A 19582-nucleotide genomic window follows, 5' to 3' on the forward strand; every position below is an offset into this window, starting at 1 on the left:
AAAGTTAAATGAGAGTATCAGTAATAGGAACAGGCTACGTAGGCTTGGTAACAGGAACGTGTTTAGCAGAAGCGGGCAATAATGTATTGTGTATAGATATTGATAAGAAAAAGGTCGATATAATGAAAAAAGGGGTTGTACCAATTTATGAGCCCCATTTAGATGTCTTATTTCAAAGAAACATTAAGGCTGGTAGATTAAATTTTTCTACCTCTTTGGAAGAAGGTTTAGAGCATGGAAATATTATATTTCTAGCATTGCCAACACCTGAAGATGGAGATGGATCAGCTGATTTATCTTATGTGTTAGGATGTGCTACTGAGATTGGGAAGTTATTAAAAACCTATAAAGTAATAGTTGATAAAAGTACGGTTCCAGTAGGAACAGCTGAAAAAGTAATAGAGGCAATTTCTAGTCAAACAAATGTAGAATTCGATGTGGTTTCAAATCCTGAGTTTTTACGTGAAGGGTTTGCTGTTGATGATTTTTTAAAACCTGAACGTATAGTGATAGGTTCAAGCTCAGAAAAGGCGATTGAGTTAATGGAAAAACTATATAAGCCTTTTGTTAGGTCAGGTAATCCAATCATTATAATGGACGAAAAATCTGCTGAACTTACTAAATATGCAGCTAATTCTTTTTTAGCAACAAAAATTACCTTTATGAATGAAATAGCCAATTTTTGTGAAAAGGTAGGCGCAGATGTAGATAAGGTAAGAGCCGGCATGGGTACAGATTCTAGAATAGGAAAGCGATTTTTATTTCCAGGAATTGGTTATGGGGGTTCGTGTTTCCCAAAAGATGTAAAGGCATTACATAAATCTGGTAAAGATATAGGGTATGATTTCAATATATTGAATGCTGTTATTAAAGTGAACGATATTCAAAAGAAAATATTAATCCCAAGAATTGAATCCTATTTTAATAATGAATTAGAAGGTAAAAATTTTGCTATTTGGGGTTTAGCTTTTAAGCCAGAAACTGATGATATCAGAGAAGCACCTGCTTTATATATAATAGAAGATTTATTGAATAAAGGAGCCAATATTAATGTTTTTGATCCAGAAGCAATGCCTAATGTTAAAATAAAATTTGGTGATAAAATTAAATATTCGTTGAATAAATATGAGGCTACAATAAATGCGGATGCTTTAATAATTTGTACAGAATGGAGTCTTTTTAGAACCCCTGATTTTGATAAGTTAAAATCTAATCTAAATAAACCCGTAATTTTTGATGGTCGAAATCTTTATGATTTGGAGGAAATGGAAAACGAAGGATTTTATTATAGTTCAATTGGTAGACAGATAAAAAAAATATGAAAAAAATTTTAATAACAGGAGCGGCTGGATTTTTGGGATCACATTTATGTGATCGATTTATTAAAGAAGGTTATAAAGTTATTGGAATGGATAATTTTATTACGGGTGATAAAAAAAACATTTCACATTTAAACAATTCCTGTAGTTTTGAATTTATTGAACACGATGTTACAGAATTTATTAAAATTGATGGACAACTAGATTATATTTTACATTTTGCATCTCCAGCAAGCCCTATTGATTATTTAAAAATACCCATTCAAACCTTAAAAGTAGGTTCTTTAGGAACGCATAACTTATTAGGTCTGGCAAAAGAGAAAAAAGCAAGAATTCTTATTGCTTCTACTTCTGAAATTTATGGTGATCCATTAGTTCATCCTCAAACGGAAGATTATTATGGAAACGTAAATACCATTGGTCCTCGTGGTGTTTATGATGAAGCCAAGCGTTTTCAAGAATCAATTACGATGGCTTATCATAGATTTCATGGATTAGAAACACGAATTGTGCGTATTTTTAATACTTATGGTCCAAGAATGCGATTGAATGATGGGCGCGTTATTCCCGCCTTTATGGGGCAAGCGTTAAGAGGAGAAGATTTAACTATATTTGGAGATGGTTCACAAACAAGATCGTTTTGTTTTGTTGATGATCAAGTTGAGGGGATTTATAGATTATTGTTAAGTGATTATGCTTATCCAGTAAATATTGGGAATCCTAATGAAATAACAATCAAAGATTTTGCAGATGAGATTATCAAACTAACAGGAACATCTCAAAAGGTTATTTATAAAGATTTACCCGTAAACGACCCAATGCAGAGACAACCAGACATATCTTTAGCAAAAAAACTTCTAAACTGGGAGCCAAAAGTTGGTAGAGCTGAAGGAATGAAAATTACCTTTGATTATTTTAAGAGCTTTACTCAAGAAGAGCTTTTCAAAAGCGAGCATAAAGATTTTACTGGCTATATAAACACATAGCTTATGGAATATATTCGAGGAAGATACTCTTGGCTATTAAGACCAATTTTAATTATTTTTGATCTTTTTGTTATTAATATCTTTGCATATTTTTTATTAAATTTCAATGATGAAAATTTATACTTTTTTTCATTCAAAATTCTTAATAATAAGTATGTATTATATTCTATTTACTCCGTTGTTTTTTGGTTAGTATCTACGGAACTTTTAAATTTTTATAAGGTTTATAGATACACTTCGTTTTTAAATATAATTTCTCTTTTAACAAAACAATTTTTAGTTTTTGGCGTAATCACTTTTGCATTTCTTGGAGTGTTTAGAAGTATAAAAATACCATCGATAACTACCTTTACTTATTTGTTATATTCATTCAGTACAATTGGACTTATTAAATTGTTGAGTTTTTACATGCTAAAAACCTTTCGCAGGTACTTAAATGGGAATTTGAGAAATGTGATTATTTCTGGTGGTGGTCAAAGCTCAGAAGAGTTAAAAAAGATATTTGCTAAAAATAAGAATCTAGGATATAATTTGAAAGGTATTTTTAGTAATACAAAAAACAAAAATATTACAGGAACGATAGCTGATAGTTTTATTTTTTTAGAAACGAATCAAAATATTGACGAAATATATTGTGCTATTGACGAATTAACAGAGAAGGAAGTTAATGAGTATGTTAAATATTCAGATTTACATCATTGCAATATTAAATTTGTCCCAAATACAGAAAAACTGTACACAAAAAGACTTCGTACAGATTATTATTCTTACATACCGGTTCTTTCCATACAAGAAGGGGAATTAAGCAACAACTTTAATAAATGGATGAAGAGAACTTTTGATGTTTTTTTTTCATTATTTGTATTGATTTTTATCCTTTCATGGCTTTCAATTATTTTATTTATTTTAATAAAATTGGAATCTAAAGGTCCCTTATTTTACAAGCACAAGAGGAATGGAATTAATTATAAAGAATTTTATTGTTTTAAATATAGGTCGTTAAAAACCACCCAAGAGATTAAAGGCACCTATGTAAAAATTAATGATAGTAGATTAACGTCTATAGGGAAGTTTTTACGCCGAACTAATTTAGATGAATTACCTCAGTTTATAAATGTTTTAAAAGGAGATATGTCTGTTGTTGGTCCAAGGCCTCATATGCCTTCGTATACCGATGATTATTCTAAAAAAATAGATAAATACAATTTTATATTTAGACACCATGTAAAACCGGGTATTACAGGCTTGGCTCAAATAAAAGGTTATAGAGGTGAAGTAGAAAGAGACAACGATATTATTAATCGCGTTAAATACGATATTTTTTATATTGAAAATTGGTCGCTATTATTAGATTTAAATATAATATTCCATACAATTCTTAATATCTTTAAAGGTGAAGATAAAGCATATTAATTTTTTATATTGAGTTCTTTAGTTTCTGTAATAACACCCATGCATAATTCGGAAGCCTTTATTTCCGAATGTATCAACAGCGTATTAAATCAAACCTATAAAAATTGGGAATTATTACTAATTGATGATGATTCAACCGATCGAACACTTCAAGTTGTTCAAGTATTTATTGATAAAAACTCCAATATTAAACTCCTTAAAAACCAAGCAAACTCAGGTGCAGCCATTTCTAGAAATAAAGGAATTGTTGAGGCAAATGGTGAATTTATAGCTTTTTTGGATGCGGATGATTTATGGAAACCTAAAAAATTAGAAAAGCAGATTGAATTTATGACTAAGCATTACCTTGATGTGTGTTTTTCTAGTTATGAATTGATAAATGAAAATGGACAGCTAATTCAAAAAACCATAAAAGCGCTTCCTTCTTTAACGTATCAAAAACTTTTGAAGAGCAATTACATTGGTAATTTAACAGGAATCTATAATGCTAAGGTTATAGGCAAAATAACAACCCCTAATCTACGTAAACGCCAAGATTGGCTATTATGGCTATCTGCTATTAAAAAGTCCGGTAAACCAGCTAAAAGCCTATCGGAATCATTAGCATATTATAGAGTTAGACAAGATTCTGTGTCTTCAAACAAGGTAAATCTTTTAAAATATAATTATTGGGTGTATAAAAAAGGCTTAGGATTTTCAGAGTATAAATCCTTTTATCATTTAATGATATTTTTAATAGAACACTTTTTTATAAAATCAAAACAAACGGTGTCTACAGAAAACTCTTAAACTGTTTTAGCTTACCGCTTTTCGATCGTTTTATGGGGTCCTGCTTTTCAAATTCTAGGGAAAGGCCTTTTTCAAGATAAGTGTCTATGCCTGAAGTAATTCGTTTTATTTCTTCAGAAGAAAGTGTCCTGTCGCTGCTGTACTTAATTTTAAAGCTTCTTTTCGTATGTTGTTCAATAATGAATTCTTTAACGTTTCCATCATCTTCAATAATACTTTTGGTAATGTAATAAAAGGTTAAACCAGCTGCTTTTTTCCCACTAGGTAATTCAGCAATATCATTAGTTCTTCCAATAAGGGTCTCTAAAATAGGTTTTTTAAGGGTACTTTTCTTCGAAAGAACACCAAGGTCACCTAGATCGTAGCGAATAAACGGATGTGCTTTATTGAACAAAGAGGTAATCACGACACGACCTTCTTCGCCGTAGGGCAAAATACGGTTGTCATCATCGAGTATTTCAACAAATAAATCGTCTGAATTTATAATCCATTCGCTTTTTTTATTTTGAAAGGCAATCAAGCCTAATTCGGCGGCACCATATTCGTTAATTACAGGAATTCCAAACTGGGTTTCTAGAAGCTTTTTATCGGTTTCAAAAAGAATTTCAGAAGTAACAATGCAGTATTTTAATGACGGACAAAGGTTGTTTAAAACAACTTTTTCTTTTTTCAAAAATTTAGCAAATTGAACAATTGAACTGGTATAGCCATTTATATAATCGAAAGGTGTCGTTTTAAATTTAATCAGGTTTTTTTTAAGTTGGGTATCACTTAAATCAAAAACTGAAAATCGAAACCGGTTACCCAAAGCATCTTTAATCCGTTCTTTATAATATCCTTTTTTATGTAATGGAATACCGTAAAAACGCGCTTGTTTCGAGGAATTAAAATCAATATCTAACCAGCCAAATCGATCTTGAAAAACAGCCCAAGTTAAGGCATGACAAAATTTATCTTTGGCAAAAATAAAGGGGTCACCAGAAGATCCTGAGGTTTTATGTATATGTATATTTTTTATATTAAAACCTACCGAAAGCCGATGGCCTAAAGGTTGTTGCAAATGGCGCTTTGTCATCACCGGGATACTATTCCAGTCTTTAGGATTAGCCTGTCTTGCAAATGATTTATAAAACGGATTATGTGTTAAGTGAAAAGTTAATATCTCTTCTTTTTTTTGAGAAAGGTAAGCTTCAAAATCGTTATCAGTGTTTTTTTGAATTGATTTCAACGCAATTTTAGCCTCTTTTATAGGAAATCCGTTAAGTTTTAAAGAAAGATCAAACAATTTCAAAATAATCGATATTTTTTGTAAAGTAAATAAAAAATATTCGTGAATTGGGGTCATTAATTTTATTTTTGTTCTTCAAAAGAAAACACAACACAATGAATATTTTAATTCTTGGTTCCGGCGGGAGAGAACATACATTCGCTTGGAAAATTGTACAAAGTCCGTTATGCAGCAACCTATTTGTTGCTCCCGGTAATTCTGGAACATCTGAAATAGCTACGAATGTAAATATTGGTGTCACAAACTTTGAGGCGATTAAAGAATTAGTATTAGAAAAAGACATCACTATGGTGGTGGTTGGTCCAGAAGACCCATTAGTACTAGGTATTCATGATTTCTTTTTAAACGATGAAGCTTTAAAGCATGTGGCCGTTATTGGGCCACAAAAAAAAGCGGCAGAATTAGAAGGTAGTAAAGAATTTGCTAAAGAATTTTTATATCGTCATCATATTCCAACGGCGGCTTATAAAAGTTTCACAAAAGAATCCGTTGAAAAAGGTTATGCGTTTTTAGAGACTTTAAACGCGCCGTATGTTTTAAAAGCAGATGGTTTGGCTGCTGGTAAAGGTGTTATTATTCTTAACAATTTAGAAGATGCTAAGGCCGAGCTGAAAAGCATGTTGGTAGATGCTAAATTCGGTCAGGCGAGCAACAAAGTCGTTATTGAAGAGTTTCTTGATGGCATTGAGCTTAGTTGTTTTGTATTAACCGATGGTAATAACTATAAAATTCTACCAACAGCTAAAGATTACAAGCGTATTGGAGAAGGGGATACAGGTTTAAATACAGGTGGTATGGGCGCGGTTTCTCCAGTACCATTTGCTACAAATGAATTTCTTAATAAAATTGAAGAACGTATTGTTAAACCAACTATTGAAGGTTTTAAAAAGGACAACTTACCGTATGTGGGTTTTGTTTTTATTGGATTGATTAAAGTGGGCGACGATCCTAAAGTGATTGAATATAATGTACGTATGGGTGATCCAGAAACCGAAGTTGTGTTACCAAGACTAAAAAATGATTTTGTTGAAATTCTGAAAGCTATGGCTAATGGAGCCTTAGATGAAATCACTATTGAAATTGATGAGCGTGCAGCAACAACAATTATGTTAGTGTCTGGTGGTTACCCTGAAGCGTATGAAAAAGGGAAAGAAATTACGGGCATAGAAAATATTGTTGATTCTATTCCATTTCATGCGGGTGCAAGTATGAAAGATGGAAACGTAGTAACTTCTGGTGGGCGTGTTATGGCGATAACGTCTTATGGAAAGACGTACCAAGAAGCTATAAAAAAATCTTACCAGAATATAGAAAAACTACATTTTGATAAGATGTATTATCGTAAGGATATTGGATTCGACTTATAAATATGAATGAGAAGATATACTTTTATCTTCCTCATTATTATCATTGAATTTTTTAAGCTCTAGCATCCAATAAACCATAGCTATAAAACCAACCACTATAAATAACCAAGACATTATATTGGCTGTCCACCAATTCTCTAGTTCTAAAGCTCTTAAAGCATCGAAAGGAGCAAAAAGGACATTTACAAATAAATCTTGTATAGCGTAAAAGATATCTTTCATAAGTTTATTTTTTTTTGATCCACTAAGAAACATATCGTTCCTTAGTTAGTATATTTACAAAGCAAAAATACAAAAAGAGTTAATGATTGCAAGTATTTTTAATAAATCAAAACCAATAAATTTTGTCATTGTTTTTTTTATAATGCTTTTGGCCTTTTCGATAGCCAATATAAAGCCATTTATAGAATCAATGTCGGTTAGTACTTTTTTTGAAAAAACATTTTGGTTTCTTCTGTGTTATTTTTCGATTTTACTTTTAAATTTTATAGTCGCTAAGAATAGCCTGACGAATAATAATCATTATCAAATTCTGTTATTTGGTTTATTTTTTTTATTGCTCCCTCAAACAACAACTAATGGAAGTATGATTATGGCAAACATATTTGTACTGCTTGGTTTAAGACGAATCTTAAGTTTAAGAAGTCAAACAAAAATTAAAAAAAAATTATTTGACGCAGCGGTTTGGCTTTCTATTGCTGCCCTATTTTATTTTTGGGCCATTTTATTTTTTGTTGTGATTTTTGGTACCTTACTATTATATACCGATAATAGAGTAAAAAATTGGATAATTCCATTTATTGGTTTTGCCACTATTTTTATTATTTCATCAAGTTTGTCTGTTGTACTTTATGATAATTTTTTTGAAATATTAAATATTTCAATGGATGTTAGTTATAATTATATTAATTACAATACACCGCAATACTTAATAGCAATTACCTTATTGTTTTCATTTGGTATTTGGTCTTCAATTTTTTATGTAAAACTTGTTCAGAAAAAAAAGAATGCCCTTAAGCCTTCATTTAAAATTATATTAATTGTGTTATTAGTGGCGTTTTTTGTGGTCATTTTGGAGCCAGAAAAACAAGGAAGTGAATTTTTATTTTTGTTTGCACCGTTGTCAATAATGATAACCAATTACATTGAAAGTATAAAGGAGAAATGGTTTAAAGAACTCTTTATTGCAATTTTAATCATAACCCCTTTTGCATTATTAATGTTGTAGTTTTTCTCCAAAAGATAAATCGCCAGCGTCACCAAGACCAGGAACAATATATCCTTTTTCGTTTAAAGTATTATCTATGGTTGCAATCCATAAATGGACATCTTTAGAAAAATAATTTTTCACATAATTAACGCCTTCTTGGGCACCAATAGTACTTACTAAATGAATGGTTTTTGGCTTACCAAAAGGTTTTAAAGCTTCAAAAGCATTCACCATAGATCGTCCGGTAGCTAGCATAGGATCCGCTAAAACGAGGGTTTTGTTTTCAAGATTCGGACAGGCTAAATATTCAACTTTAATTTCAAAGTCATTAGAATTTTCCAGATGATGCCTATAAGCGGAAATAAAGCCGTTTTCGGCATCATCAAAATAATTTAAAAGACCATTATGCAAAGGAATACCAGCTCTTAAAATAGAGCATAAAACAATATCATTATCAACAATATTCATATTGCAAAAACCCAAAGGTGTTGTAACCTTAGTTGAATGATGATGCAAATGTTTACTCATTTCATAACCCAAAACCTCACCAATACGCTCAATATTTCTTCTAAAACGCATCTTGTCTTTTTGAACATGGATGTCTCTAATTTCTGAAATAAAAGTATTCAGTATCGAATTGTGTAGTGATAAATTATGAATATGCATGCGTTAATAGATAATTTTTTGAGTAGTAAAGTTAACTAATTAGAAGTATAATATAGTTGTAGATTACATTTTTTAATATAAGAAAACACAAAACTACAATTTTGGTTTACACAAGTTTCTTATATAATTTCCGTATTTTTGCACTTTAAAATTTATACATCATGTTTACAACAAAAGCGAATGCTATTTTTCAAGAGGTTATTTCTAAATATCACATTATAAATACAGTTGATCAACCTTTTACCAACAAGTATAACGAAAGTGATTTATTAGAACATTTATTGTATAGAAAATGTTGGATTGACACTGTTCAGTGGCATTTTGAAGATATAATAAGAGATCCAAATATTGATCCGGTTGAAGCCTTAATATTAAAACGTAAAATAGATGCATCCAATCAAGACAGAACGGATATGGTTGAGTATATTGACGGTTATTTTCTGAATAAATACAAAGATGTTATCCCTAAAGAGAACGCTACAATAAATACGGAAAGTCCTGCCTGGGGAATTGATAGATTGTCAATTTTAGCTTTGAAAATTTATCATATGAATGAGGAAGCAACACGTAAAGATGCAACAGAAACTCACAGAGATGCTTGTCAGAAAAAGTTAGACATTTTATTAGAACAACGTGTAGACCTTTCAACCGCTATTGACACCTTGTTAAAAGACATTGAAAAAGGTGATAAATACATGAAAGTTTATAAGCAAATGAAAATGTATAATGACGATGAGTTAAATCCTGTTCTCCGTACTCAAAAATAAGTCTTTTAGAACATATTAATTTTAGTTGCCTTTGTTGAAATGTCAAAATTAGATAAACACATTCTTGTTATTCGCCTTTCAGCAATGGGTGATGTTGCGATGACAGTTCCTGTGTTAAGAGCTTTGACAGAGCAATATCCAGAATTAAAGATTACAGTACTTTCAAGAGCACTTTTCAAATCTTTTTTTCGAGATTTAAAAAATGTATCATTTTTCGCGGCTGAAGTTAAAGGCAAGCATAAAGGTGTTTCAGGACTTTATAAATTAGGCAATCAACTTAATAAAGAAAATAAGTTTTATGCGGTTGCCGATTTACATCATGTACTTAGAAGTAGAATTTTAAAATTTTTCTTAAAATATAAACGCTTTGTGTTTATTGACAAAGGAAGAAGTCTTAAGGATGCACTCATATCGGGTGTTATTTTCGAACCTTTAAAGACAACCCATCAGAGATATGCCGATGTTTTTCAAAAATTAGGATTCCCTATTAATTTATCGAATCCTACATATCCTAAAAAGGCAATTTTAAACGATAAACTAAAAGACGTATTAGGAACTAACAATAAAACCCTTATTGGAATTGCGCCTTTTGCAGCTCATGAAGGTAAAATGTATCCGTTAGATTTAATGAAAGAAGTTATCCAGACATTGGCAAAAGACTATAACATTTTGTTATTTGGCGGAGGAACCAAAGAGATTGAAATTTTAAATGATTTGGAATCCTATTTTAAAAACGTTAAAAACCTTGCAGGTAAATTAACGCTTGATGAAGAATTAGATGTAATTTCTAACCTAGATGTTATGCTTTCTATGGATTCTGGAAATGCTCATATGGCCGCTATGTTAGGAATAAAAGTTATTACTATTTGGGGTGTTACGCATCCATATGCTGGGTTTGCGCCTTTTAATCAGCCAAGTGATTATATGTTGTTATCAGATAAAGAAAAATTTATGGATATACCAACATCTGTTTATGGAAATAAATACCCAGAAGGTTATAAAGAAGCCTCAAGAAGTATTCTACCAGAAACAGTTATTAAAAAAATAAAATCTATAATTTAGCGTCTCCCTTTTAGGCAAATATTCATTTATACATCATCATAATCAACGACCAATATAGGTGTTGTTGGATTTGCTTGACAAGTTAAAATTAAGCCTTCGGCCACTTCTTTATCTGTTAGTATATTATTTTGCCTCATAGTTGCCTCCCCTTCTTTTATGCGGGCCAAACAGCTACTACAAATTCCACCTTGACAAGAATAAGGCGCATCCAAATCTTCATCAAGAGCAGCTTCTAAAACGGTTTGTTTTTGAGACATTTCAAAAGTGGTTTCTTCGTCATCTACGATAACTGTTATTTTTGTTTTCCCAGATTCAACAGTCGAATTTTTTTCAATGTCGGCAGGCTTAGCAGCTTTAAACAGTTCAAAATGAATGCGTTCTTCTGCAACAGCGTGATCTGTTAATACATGTTTTACGGTTTGAATCATGGCTTCTGGGCCACAAAGATAAAACGCATCAATATCAATGTGCTTATACTTATTTTTTACAATAAGGTTAACCGTGCTTTTTTCAATTCTACCAAAAATAGCATCGTCTTCTTGAGCTTGGCTAAATACAAATTGAATAGCAAAACGGTCCTTATATTGATGTTGAAGATTTAAAAGCTCATTTAAGAACATGGTGTCTCCCGTCGTTTTGTTTCCATAAACAAGAATCACTTTGCTGTGTTTTTCCTCTTCAAGTGCACATTTTATAATGCTTAAAACAGGCGTAATACCACTTCCTGCTGCAAAAGCTGCGATATTTTTAGTTTTCGCGTCATTAGGTTCAAAAATAAAGCGCCCTTTAGGAGGAGCTACTTCTAAATCGTCACCAACTTTTAGGGAATTGTTGGCATAAGCAGAAAACGTGCCGTCTTTTACTTCTTTTATGGCTACTTTAAGTAGTCCGCTTTTAGGAGAAGAACACAACGAATAGTCACGCCTTACTTCATGCCCGTCAAGTTGGGTTTTTAAGGTGATATATTGGCCGGCTTTAAAAGAAAAAACCTTTTTTAAATTATTAGGAACATTAAAAGTGATACTGATAGATTTACTGGTTTCTCTAATAATTTCTTGAATGGAAAGTTTATAAAATGAAGACATATATTCTTTTTTTTACAAAAATAGTAAAGTTGTCTTGTAAATTTTAACTTTGTCTGTAACATTTCTAAATCTATTAATACATATATTTAAATCACATTAACCATTAAAATAAAAAATAATGAAAAAAGTCTTACTCGTATGTTTATTTATGTTAGCTGTTACTACACAAGCTCAAGAAAATGACGACTTTAAAAAAGAAACGGTTGAATTTATAAAAATAACGGGTGCGACATCTGCTTTTGAAAATGCGATTGCTCAAATTGGTGCTGGGGTTTCCGAAGAAAATAAAGAGGCCTATACAAAAGAGGCTAATGGTACACTAGTTGGATTATATGATAAAATGGCTGAACTTTACATGGAGGAATTCACGCAAGAAGAAATTAGTGAATTAGTAGCATTTTATAATACAGACTTAGGAAAAAAATTAGCAGAAAAACAACTGGGATTAACACAAAAAGCAATGATGTTTGGTCAGTCTTGGGGCATGGAAGTGTCTGGTATTGCACAGAAATATAACTAAGAAAGCCTATGATATCTCGGTTTATAGGTTTCGAGTGGAAATCGTTTGTTAGGTCTGCAAGTTTTGGAAAAGGACTGGCTTTAAAAATTTTAATGGGCTTTTTAGCACTTTATTTTATTGCTATCTTTCTAATCTTGGGTGTGGCCTTATTTCCAGGTTTAAAAAAGGTATTTCCAGATCAAGATCCATTAATAATTTTAAATAACGTTTTGTTTTATTGGATTTTGGCTGATTTAGTGTTTAGGTTCTTTTTTCAGAAACTACCTGTAATGTTAGCAAAACCATTGCTTACATTACCTATTAAAACGAGCAAAATTGTTAATTATGTTTTAGGTAAATCGGTTACCTCGTTTTTTAACTTTTTACCCTTATTTGCCATTATTCCTTTTGGAGTCACACTAATTATAAAAGGGTATCCTGCTTTATCAGCAATTACATGGATGTTCTCGTTAGTTCTCGTGACACTAATAAATAATTTTTTAAATTTTATTATCGAAAGTTACTCTGCAGAGACTGAATTGTCTTTTCTTCCTATCATTGTTTTCGTTGGGTCTCTGTTCGCGTTAGATTATTTTGAAATTATATCATTCAATGAGCTAGTAGGTGGAGGATTTCAAGCTATTTATAATACCCCAGCTTTAATTTTTATTTTGGTTCTAGTCTTAGTTGGGCTTTACATGGTTAACTTCAAAATACTTAGGAACAAATTGTTTTTAGACAGTTCTTTAAAAACAGTGGTAAAAGAAGTTCAGGCGTCTAATTTAGAATGGACAAGAAATTTTGGAGATATCGCGCCTTTTATGCAATTGGATTTAAAATTGATTTGGCGAAATAAACGGTCGAAATCATCTGTTTGGATATTGATTATCGGGCTTCTTTATGGCTTGTTTTTTTATCCGCAACCAATGTATCAAGACATGCCATGGTTTTTTGCTTTTATAGGCATTTTTGTAACAGGTATTTTCCTTATTAATTTTGGGCAATTTATTCCTGCTTGGGATAGTGGTTATTATAAATTACTCATGAGCCAGAATATAAAGTATGAGCAATATTTAAAATCTAAATTTACGCTCATGGCGTTAAGCGTCATCATTCTATTTGTTCTTAGTATTCCATATGTTTATTTTGGCTGGAAAATTTTGTTAGCGCATTTTGCCGCAGCTATTTATAATTTAGGTGTGAATACGCATGTTATATTATTGGGCGGTTCTTTCAATAGAAAAAAAATAGATTTAAACCAGCGTGCCGCATTTAATTATCAAGGTACAGGTGCTGTCCAATGGCTTATTGGAATACCACTTATGTTATTGCCTTTAGGTATTTTTGTTTTGAGTTATTTTTTAGCTGGATTTGAAGTAGGGTGTCTTGTGTTAGGGATTTTAGGAATAATAGGGATCGTGTTTCACCAAAAGTTAATGACTTTTATTACGGCAAAGTATGTAAGGTCTAAGTATAAAATGATTGACGCCTTTAGTCAAGACAATTAATCTTTTTAAATTATGATAACAACGTCAAATCTTTCAAAAAAATATAGCGGCAATGTCGTTTTAAATATAGAGTCACTAGAAATACCTAAAGGACAAAGTTTTGGTTTGGTAGGTAATAATGGTGCTGGTAAAACCACTTATTTTAGTCTGCTTTTAGATTTAATTAGACCAACTACGGGAGAGATAATTAATAATGAAATACGAGTACATAATAGCGAAGATTGGAAACCTTTTACATCATCTTTTATTGATGAAAGTTTTTTAATAGGCTACTTAACACCTGAGGAATATTTTTATTTTATTGGTGAATTGCGTGGACAAAATAAAGCAGATATTGATTCTTTTGTAAGTCAGTTTGAAGACCTTTTTCATGGTGAAATTTTAAAACAAAAAAAATATTTACGAGACCTAAGTAAAGGAAATCAAAAAAAAGTAGGTATTGTAGCAGCTTTAATTGGAAATCTAGAGGTTATTATTTTAGACGAACCTTTTGCTAATTTAGACCCAACCACCCAGATTCGTTTAAAGCAAATTATAAAAGACCTTGCTGAAACAAAAGGCGTTACCATACTTATTTCAAGTCACGATTTAATGCACGTAACCGATGTTTGCGAGCGTATTGTCGTCTTAGAAAAAGGAGAGATTGTAAAAGATCTTGAAACGAATGCTAAAACTTTAAAAGAATTAGAAGCGTACTTTGCTGGATAGCGGTTAATTCAAAAGTCTTTTTTAATATTATAGGTTAATCAAAAAAGATGCTTATTTTTACGTTTTGCATAATATATGCAAGAGTTTGTAGTTATGTATTAGACCAAATAAGCAGGTATTGAAAACATCTTTTAAATTCATTATAGTTGTCGTTATATCTTCCCTTTTCGTGATAAGTTGTTCACGAAAAAAAGACAAGTTTATTAATCGAAATTTTCATGCGGTTACAGCAGAATTCAATGCACTTTATAATGGTTATTTAGCTTTAGAAGAAGGTAAAAATTCTCTTAATGATGCATACCAAGATAATTATTGGGATATTCTTCCTATCGAGCGTATGCAAATACGTGAAGAGATTATGCTTCCTGGGCAATCAAAAAATGATAACTTTAATAGAGCTGAAGAGAAGGCAGTAAAGGCTATTCAAAAACATAGCATGAACATTAATGGGAAAGAAGAAAACCCACAAATGGACGAGGCATATTTGCTATTGGGAAAAGCAAGATATTTTGATCAGCGTTTTGTGCCATCTTTAGAAGCTTTCAATTATATTCTATACAAGTATCCTGCTAGTGATAAAATTAATCAGGCTAAAGTTTGGAGGGAAAAGACTAATATTCGTTTAGATAATGATGAGCTCGCTATTAAAAACCTAAAACGATTATTAGAACAAGAAGAAATAGATGGGCAAGACCTAGCCGATGCTACCGCTATGTTGGCACAAGCCTATTTAAACACAAAATCTATTGATAGTGCTATTACACAATTAGAAATAGCTTCAAATGCAACTAAAAACAACGATGAGCGCGGAAGATATCGTTTTATTCAAGGACAACTCTATAATACCCTAGATTATAAAGATAGCGCTAACATTGCCTTCGACAAGGTGATTGAACTTAATAGAAAAACACCTCGCATATATTTAATAAGCGCACATCTTGAGAAAGTTAAAAATTTCGATTATGAAAATGGTGATAAATTAGCTTGCTTAGAGTTGTTAACTAATCTTGAAGAAGACAGAGAAAACAGACCTTTTTTAGATAAAATTTATCATCAAATTGGTGAATATCATTTAAATAACAAATCAGAATATTTAGCTATTTCTTATTATAACAAATCGTTAAGAACAGACTCTAGAGATAAGGTATTAAGAGCGAGAAACTATGAAATACTTGGAGACATAAGTTTTGATAATTCTATATATAAAGAAGCAGGTGCTTATTACGATAGTACCATGAGTAATATGACGCTTAACTCAAAACCATATCGTATTATTAAACGAAAAAGGGACAATTTAGAAGACGTTATTTACTATGAAGCGATAGCTCAAGTAAACGATAGTATTTTAAATTTAGTTAATTTACCTGAAGCAGATAGAATAGCATTTTTTGAAGAAATTATTGAAACACTTAAAAAAGAGGCTGAAGAAGAAAAACAAAGACAAGAAGTTGCCGCAAGAAATAACGGATTAATCGCAGGCAATAATAATGTTGCAGGTACAAATCCAATGACCCAAAGAGGCGTTCCAGGTCAAGCTAATTTATTTTATTTTTACAACCCTACTACAGTGGCGTACGGAAAAAATGAATTTGTAAAAGTTTGGGGCAATAGAACTTTGGAAGATGATTGGAGATGGTCAAGTAAATCAAAATCAAGTGGGAATAATGCTATTTTAAATAATGAAGTATTTGCTGATGCGACTGAAGATCAACTTTATAATCCGCAATACTATATCTCAAAAATTCCGTCTGAGTCTAAAATTATTGACAGTATTTCTAAAGAACGAAACTTTGCTTATTATCAATTAGGACTTATCTATAAAGAGAAGTTTAAAGAATATGAGTTAGCAAAAAGTAAGTTTAATACGGTTCTTGAAAGTAACCCAGAAGAACGATTGATACTACCATCAAAATATAATTTATATAAAATTTATTCACTTTTAGATCAGCTTGATGAAGCCAATATTGCTAAAAATGATATTATTTCAAATTTTCCAGATTCTCGATATGCTACTATTTTAACTAATCCAGAATTAGCATCAATAAAAGACGAGAATAGCCCAGATAATGTTTACGAAAGCATATATCAGCAACATGAAAATCAAGAATATGCTGAAGTTATTTCGAAATGTGAAACGTATATCAATGCATTTGATGGTGATCCTATCGTTCCTAAATTAGAATTATTAAAGGCTACTGCCAAAGGGCGTCTGTTAGGATTGGAATCTTACAGTAAAGCCATTAATTATATAGCCATTACTTATGCTAATACACCTGAGGGAAAACAAGCTCAAGATATAGAAACGAATGTTTTACCGCGATTACAAAACAAAGAATTTTTGTTAGATAGCATTGCTAATAACTATAAAGTTGTTTTTCAGCTTGATAATACTGAAGTTTCAATAATCAACACATTTCAAGACACTTTAAATAAGGTGTTAAAAAATATCAAGTATTACAATCTTTCATCATCAAAAGATGTATATAGCGAAAACACAACATTTGTTTTAGTGCATGGTTTAAAAAATAGTGTGGTAGCTAAAACCTTTGATCAATTATTAACCAAAGAAGATATAAAGAAAATTAACAAACCTTTCTTTGTAATTTCTTCTCCAAACTATCGAATAATACAAATTCACAAGAATTTAGATACCTATTTAAGTTCTTACAATAACTAAAATTAATAGTAATATGTTTTCTGATAATAAAAAAAATAAGTCTATGGAAGAAGGTAAGTCAAGTCAAAACATTATAGCACAAGGAACGAAAATTACAGGCGACCTTAATAGTGAAGGTGATTTAAGAATAGACGGCAGCCTTGATGGAAATATTAAAACATCAGGCAAAATTGTAGTTGGTAAATCTGGTTTTGTTAAAGGAACCTTGCAAGGTACCGATGCCCATTTTGAAGGAAAGTTTGCTGGTAAATTATCATTATCAGGAACATTAACCTTAAAGTCTACAGCTAATATTGAAGGTGAAGTTGTTGCAGGTAAACTAGCAGTAGAACCAGGAGCCACATTTAATGTAACATGCGCTATGAAAGGCACGGTAAAAGAAATGAATAAGGGTGGACAACAAAAACAACAAGAAGAAGGAAAAACCGCTTAAAAATATAGCTGTTCTTTCTGGAATTGCTATTCAAATGGGTGTTACTATCTACTTGTTTGTGATTTTTGGTAAGTGGTTAGATACAAAATATAATAATGGTGATAAGCTATTTATAATTATTATGACGCTTTTAGGAGTCGCTATTTCATTATATGCGGTTATTAAGCAAGTCAATAGAATAAAATATTAATGAGTAATCCTTTTACACGTTTTACTATAAAAGCAACTACTGTTTTAGCAGTTGCTTTTTGTATTCATATAGCAATATTAAAGAGTCTTCAAATTCCGTTGTTTGAAAACAAAATAGTGCTTTCTTATGTTGTAAACTTAGCATTGATTGTTTTTATTTTTGGATTTTTATATGTTTCAAAAAAAAAGTTTAAAGACCAATTGGGGTTTTTATTTATTGCAGGAAGTGCACTAAAATTTGGAATGTTTTTTATCGTTTTCTATCCGTTTTTTAAACTTGATGGGCATATTTCTAAATTAGAGTTTGCTGCATTTTTTGTGCCGTATGGATTAGGTTTAATTTTAGAAACATTTAGCCTTGTTAAATGGCTAAACAAGATAGATTAAAAGCCACCATATATCTACCAAATCTAACGTTATAAATAAAATAAAAATTTATTTTTGTTTTTGAGATAAAAACATACCTTTGCAGCAATTTTTAAGCTACTATTAGTTAGAGTGATATGCGTATAAAAACATATTTAAAATCAATTACATTATTACTGTTTTTATTAACCTTTATGTCGTATGGGCAAGAAGGTCATTCAGAAGAACACTTACTTGAGGGGTCAAAAGTTGATAAAGAAACAGAAATAAAAGAATATATTCTTCATCATTTAAAAGACTCTTATGATTTTGGATTGTATTCATATACCACAGAAGAAGGCGAGACTAAACATGTTGGTTTTCCCTTGCCTGTAATCCTTTGGGATAACGGTTTAAAAGTATTTATGTCGTCTAAATTCCATCATGGAGAAGAAGTGGCTGAAGTTGGAGATAATTTTTATAAAGTTTATCATTCAAAGATTTATAAAGTAGATGGCCCGAATGGAAAGATTAATGAGGATGAACATCACCATGCCACTAATGAAAAGCCTTTAGATTTCTCTATAACTAAAAATGTTGCATTGATTTTCATGGTATTTGTTATTTTGTTTTTTATGTTTAAACGTATGGCACAATCTTACAAAAAGAACAATAATTTGCCTATGGGAATAGGGCGTATATTAGAGCCAATTGTTTTATATGTTAGAGATGAAATTGCGATACCAAACATTGGCGAAAAACATTATAAGAAGTATATGAGTTATTTGTTAACTGTATTTTTCTTTGTTTGGATAGTCAATCTATTTGGTTTAACCCCTATAGGTATGAACGTCACTAATAACATTGCTGTAACCTTATGTTTGGCCCTAATTACCTATCTTATCACAACATTTTCAGGGAATAAAAATTATTGGAAACATATTTTTTGGATGCCAGGAGTGCCTGTTCCGATGAAAATTATATTAGCACCGATTGAATTATTGGGAACTTTTATAAAACCATTTGCGTTAATGATTCGTTTATATGCCAACATTACAGCTGGACACATCGTATTAATGAGTATCATAGGTATGATGTTTATTTTTAATAATTGGATAGGGAGTTCATTATCATTTGTATTAGCCTTTGTATTAGCAATTTTAGAGTTATTAGTTGCGGTTTTACAAGCCTATATTTTTACAGTGCTTTCAGCGTTATACTTCGGCATGGCCGTTGAAGAACATCATGATGAAGCACATTAATAAATTGAA

20 protein-coding genes are annotated in these 19582 nt (G+C 31.1%); 16 read left to right on the forward strand and 4 right to left on the reverse strand.

Translation table 11 applies throughout. From position 1 onward, the window contains the following. Positions 1-8 precede the first annotated feature (8 nt). The 4 genes from AC15TD_RS01670 to AC15TD_RS01685 are packed head-to-tail and all read left to right on the forward strand — an operon-like array spanning position 9 to position 4507. Positions 9-1322 (forward strand): UDP-glucose dehydrogenase family protein, encoded by a 1314-nt coding sequence (locus AC15TD_RS01670; protein WP_484450401.1) that lies wholly within the window; start codon positions 9-11, stop codon positions 1320-1322. After that, positions 1319-2305 carry a UDP-glucuronic acid decarboxylase family protein gene (locus tag AC15TD_RS01675; RefSeq protein WP_484450402.1) on the forward strand — a complete coding sequence of 329 codons (987 nt, stop codon included), beginning with the start codon at positions 1319-1321 and terminating at the stop codon, positions 2303-2305. Before AC15TD_RS01670 ends, AC15TD_RS01675 begins: the two co-directional genes overlap by 4 nt. 3 nt (positions 2306-2308) lie before the next feature. Continuing rightward, positions 2309-3718: an exopolysaccharide biosynthesis polyprenyl glycosylphosphotransferase gene (locus AC15TD_RS01680; protein WP_484450403.1), complete on the forward strand. Its 1410-nt coding sequence runs from the start codon at positions 2309-2311 to the stop codon at positions 3716-3718. A gap of 9 nt (positions 3719-3727) precedes the next feature. After that, a complete protein-coding gene (locus AC15TD_RS01685) occupies positions 3728-4507 on the forward strand; it encodes a glycosyltransferase family 2 protein (RefSeq protein WP_484450404.1) in 780 nt (259 codons plus the stop codon). Here AC15TD_RS01685 and AC15TD_RS01690 read toward each other — a convergent pair. After that, positions 4491-5852 carry a phenylacetate--CoA ligase family protein gene (locus AC15TD_RS01690; protein ID WP_484450405.1) on the reverse strand — a complete coding sequence of 454 codons (1362 nt, stop codon included), beginning with the start codon at positions 5850-5852 and terminating at the stop codon, positions 4491-4493. The genes AC15TD_RS01685 and AC15TD_RS01690 overlap by 17 nt on opposite strands. A 38-nt stretch (positions 5853-5890) precedes the next feature. Between AC15TD_RS01690 and purD the strand changes: the two genes are divergently transcribed. Continuing rightward, complete coding sequence (purD, locus tag AC15TD_RS01695) at positions 5891-7162, forward strand: phosphoribosylamine--glycine ligase (RefSeq protein WP_484450406.1); 1272 nt, start codon at positions 5891-5893, stop codon at positions 7160-7162. Here the strand turns inward: purD and AC15TD_RS01700 are convergent. Then, positions 7157-7384: a DUF6341 family protein gene (locus AC15TD_RS01700; RefSeq protein ID WP_484450407.1), complete on the reverse strand. Its 228-nt coding sequence runs from the start codon at positions 7382-7384 to the stop codon at positions 7157-7159. The genes purD and AC15TD_RS01700 overlap by 6 nt on opposite strands. A gap of 82 nt (positions 7385-7466) precedes the next feature. Between AC15TD_RS01700 and AC15TD_RS01705 the strand changes: the two genes are divergently transcribed. Continuing rightward, complete coding sequence (locus AC15TD_RS01705; RefSeq protein ID WP_484450408.1) at positions 7467-8390, forward strand: DUF6427 family protein; 924 nt, start codon at positions 7467-7469, stop codon at positions 8388-8390. Here AC15TD_RS01705 and upp read toward each other — a convergent pair. Next, complete coding sequence (gene upp / locus AC15TD_RS01710; RefSeq protein WP_484450409.1) at positions 8379-9038, reverse strand: uracil phosphoribosyltransferase; 660 nt, start codon at positions 9036-9038, stop codon at positions 8379-8381. The two genes, AC15TD_RS01705 and upp, sit on opposite strands and share 12 nt — an antisense overlap. A 161-nt stretch (positions 9039-9199) precedes the next feature. On the opposite strand from upp, the gene AC15TD_RS01715 reads away from it, so the two are divergent. Then, positions 9200-9805 carry a DUF4254 domain-containing protein gene (locus AC15TD_RS01715; protein WP_484450410.1) on the forward strand — a complete coding sequence of 202 codons (606 nt, stop codon included), beginning with the start codon at positions 9200-9202 and terminating at the stop codon, positions 9803-9805. A gap of 39 nt (positions 9806-9844) precedes the next feature. Further along, complete coding sequence (locus AC15TD_RS01720; protein WP_484450411.1) at positions 9845-10867, forward strand: glycosyltransferase family 9 protein; 1023 nt, start codon at positions 9845-9847, stop codon at positions 10865-10867. Positions 10868-10893: 26 nt separating this feature from the next. Here AC15TD_RS01720 and AC15TD_RS01725 read toward each other — a convergent pair whose 3' ends face one another. After that, a complete protein-coding gene (locus AC15TD_RS01725) occupies positions 10894-11952 on the reverse strand; it encodes a 2Fe-2S iron-sulfur cluster-binding protein (RefSeq protein WP_484450412.1) in 1059 nt (352 codons plus the stop codon). Positions 11953-12070: 118 nt separating this feature from the next. On the opposite strand from AC15TD_RS01725, the gene AC15TD_RS01730 reads away from it, so the two are divergent. The 8 genes from AC15TD_RS01730 to atpB all read left to right on the forward strand — a co-directional run bounded on the left by AC15TD_RS01730 (position 12071) and on the right by atpB (position 19573). Beyond that, positions 12071-12472 (forward strand): DUF2059 domain-containing protein, encoded by a 402-nt coding sequence (locus AC15TD_RS01730; RefSeq protein WP_484450413.1) that lies wholly within the window; start codon positions 12071-12073, stop codon positions 12470-12472. Positions 12473-12480: 8 nt separating this feature from the next. Further along, complete coding sequence (locus AC15TD_RS01735) at positions 12481-13959, forward strand: DUF5687 family protein (protein ID WP_484450414.1); 1479 nt, start codon at positions 12481-12483, stop codon at positions 13957-13959. A 12-nt stretch (positions 13960-13971) separates the two neighbouring features. Further along, positions 13972-14667 carry an ABC transporter ATP-binding protein gene (locus tag AC15TD_RS01740; RefSeq protein ID WP_484450415.1) on the forward strand — a complete coding sequence of 232 codons (696 nt, stop codon included), beginning with the start codon at positions 13972-13974 and terminating at the stop codon, positions 14665-14667. A gap of 118 nt (positions 14668-14785) precedes the next feature. Further along, positions 14786-17344 (forward strand): type IX secretion system periplasmic lipoprotein PorW/SprE, encoded by a 2559-nt coding sequence (gene porW / locus AC15TD_RS01745; RefSeq protein ID WP_484450416.1) that lies wholly within the window; start codon positions 14786-14788, stop codon positions 17342-17344. 13 nt (positions 17345-17357) lie between these two features. After that, positions 17358-17777, forward strand: a complete 420-nt coding sequence (locus tag AC15TD_RS01750; protein ID WP_484450417.1) for a bactofilin family protein — start codon at positions 17358-17360, stop codon at positions 17775-17777. Beyond that, positions 17737-17967: an AtpZ/AtpI family protein gene (locus tag AC15TD_RS01755; RefSeq protein WP_484450418.1), complete on the forward strand. Its 231-nt coding sequence runs from the start codon at positions 17737-17739 to the stop codon at positions 17965-17967. Before AC15TD_RS01750 ends, AC15TD_RS01755 begins: the two co-directional genes overlap by 41 nt. Beyond that, the gene (locus AC15TD_RS01760) at positions 17967-18353 is read left to right on the forward strand and encodes a DUF6168 family protein (protein ID WP_484450419.1); all 387 of its coding nucleotides are present in this window, start codon (positions 17967-17969) and stop codon (positions 18351-18353) included. The genes AC15TD_RS01755 and AC15TD_RS01760 overlap by 1 nt, the downstream gene beginning before the upstream one ends. A 116-nt stretch (positions 18354-18469) precedes the next feature. Beyond that, entirely contained in the window at positions 18470-19573 is a 1104-nt protein-coding gene (gene atpB, locus AC15TD_RS01765; RefSeq protein ID WP_484450420.1) for a F0F1 ATP synthase subunit A, read from the forward strand. The last annotated feature ends 9 nt before the right edge of the window (positions 19574-19582 follow it).

The organism is Yeosuana sp. (assembly GCF_057126245.1).

What these genes read in the sequence shown, in the direction of transcription:
- AC15TD_RS01740 (WP_484450415.1), top strand. Translation starts at nt 13,972, where the DNA reads ATGATAACAACGTCAAATCTTTCAAAAAAATATAGCGGCAATGTCGTT.
- AC15TD_RS01715 (WP_484450410.1), top strand. Translation starts at nt 9,200, where the DNA reads ATGTTTACAACAAAAGCGAATGCTATTTTTCAAGAGGTTATTTCTAAA.
- AC15TD_RS01675 (WP_484450402.1), top strand. Translation starts at nt 1,319, where the DNA reads ATGAAAAAAATTTTAATAACAGGAGCGGCTGGATTTTTGGGATCACAT.
- AC15TD_RS01680 (WP_484450403.1), top strand. Translation starts at nt 2,309, where the DNA reads ATGGAATATATTCGAGGAAGATACTCTTGGCTATTAAGACCAATTTTA.
- purD (WP_484450406.1), top strand. Translation starts at nt 5,891, where the DNA reads ATGAATATTTTAATTCTTGGTTCCGGCGGGAGAGAACATACATTCGCT.
- AC15TD_RS01760 (WP_484450419.1), top strand. Translation starts at nt 17,967, where the DNA reads ATGAGTAATCCTTTTACACGTTTTACTATAAAAGCAACTACTGTTTTA.
- AC15TD_RS01750 (WP_484450417.1), top strand. Translation starts at nt 17,358, where the DNA reads ATGTTTTCTGATAATAAAAAAAATAAGTCTATGGAAGAAGGTAAGTCA.
- AC15TD_RS01700 (WP_484450407.1), bottom strand. Translation starts at nt 7,384, where the DNA reads ATGAAAGATATCTTTTACGCTATACAAGATTTATTTGTAAATGTCCTT.
- upp (WP_484450409.1), bottom strand. Translation starts at nt 9,038, where the DNA reads ATGCATATTCATAATTTATCACTACACAATTCGATACTGAATACTTTT.
- AC15TD_RS01730 (WP_484450413.1), top strand. Translation starts at nt 12,071, where the DNA reads ATGAAAAAAGTCTTACTCGTATGTTTATTTATGTTAGCTGTTACTACA.
- atpB (WP_484450420.1), top strand. Translation starts at nt 18,470, where the DNA reads ATGCGTATAAAAACATATTTAAAATCAATTACATTATTACTGTTTTTA.
- AC15TD_RS01690 (WP_484450405.1), bottom strand. Translation starts at nt 5,852, where the DNA reads ATGACCCCAATTCACGAATATTTTTTATTTACTTTACAAAAAATATCG.
- AC15TD_RS01720 (WP_484450411.1), top strand. Translation starts at nt 9,845, where the DNA reads ATGTCAAAATTAGATAAACACATTCTTGTTATTCGCCTTTCAGCAATG.
- AC15TD_RS01735 (WP_484450414.1), top strand. Translation starts at nt 12,481, where the DNA reads ATGATATCTCGGTTTATAGGTTTCGAGTGGAAATCGTTTGTTAGGTCT.
- AC15TD_RS01670 (WP_484450401.1), top strand. Translation starts at nt 9, where the DNA reads ATGAGAGTATCAGTAATAGGAACAGGCTACGTAGGCTTGGTAACAGGA.
- AC15TD_RS01725 (WP_484450412.1), bottom strand. Translation starts at nt 11,952, where the DNA reads ATGTCTTCATTTTATAAACTTTCCATTCAAGAAATTATTAGAGAAACC.
- AC15TD_RS01705 (WP_484450408.1), top strand. Translation starts at nt 7,467, where the DNA reads ATGATTGCAAGTATTTTTAATAAATCAAAACCAATAAATTTTGTCATT.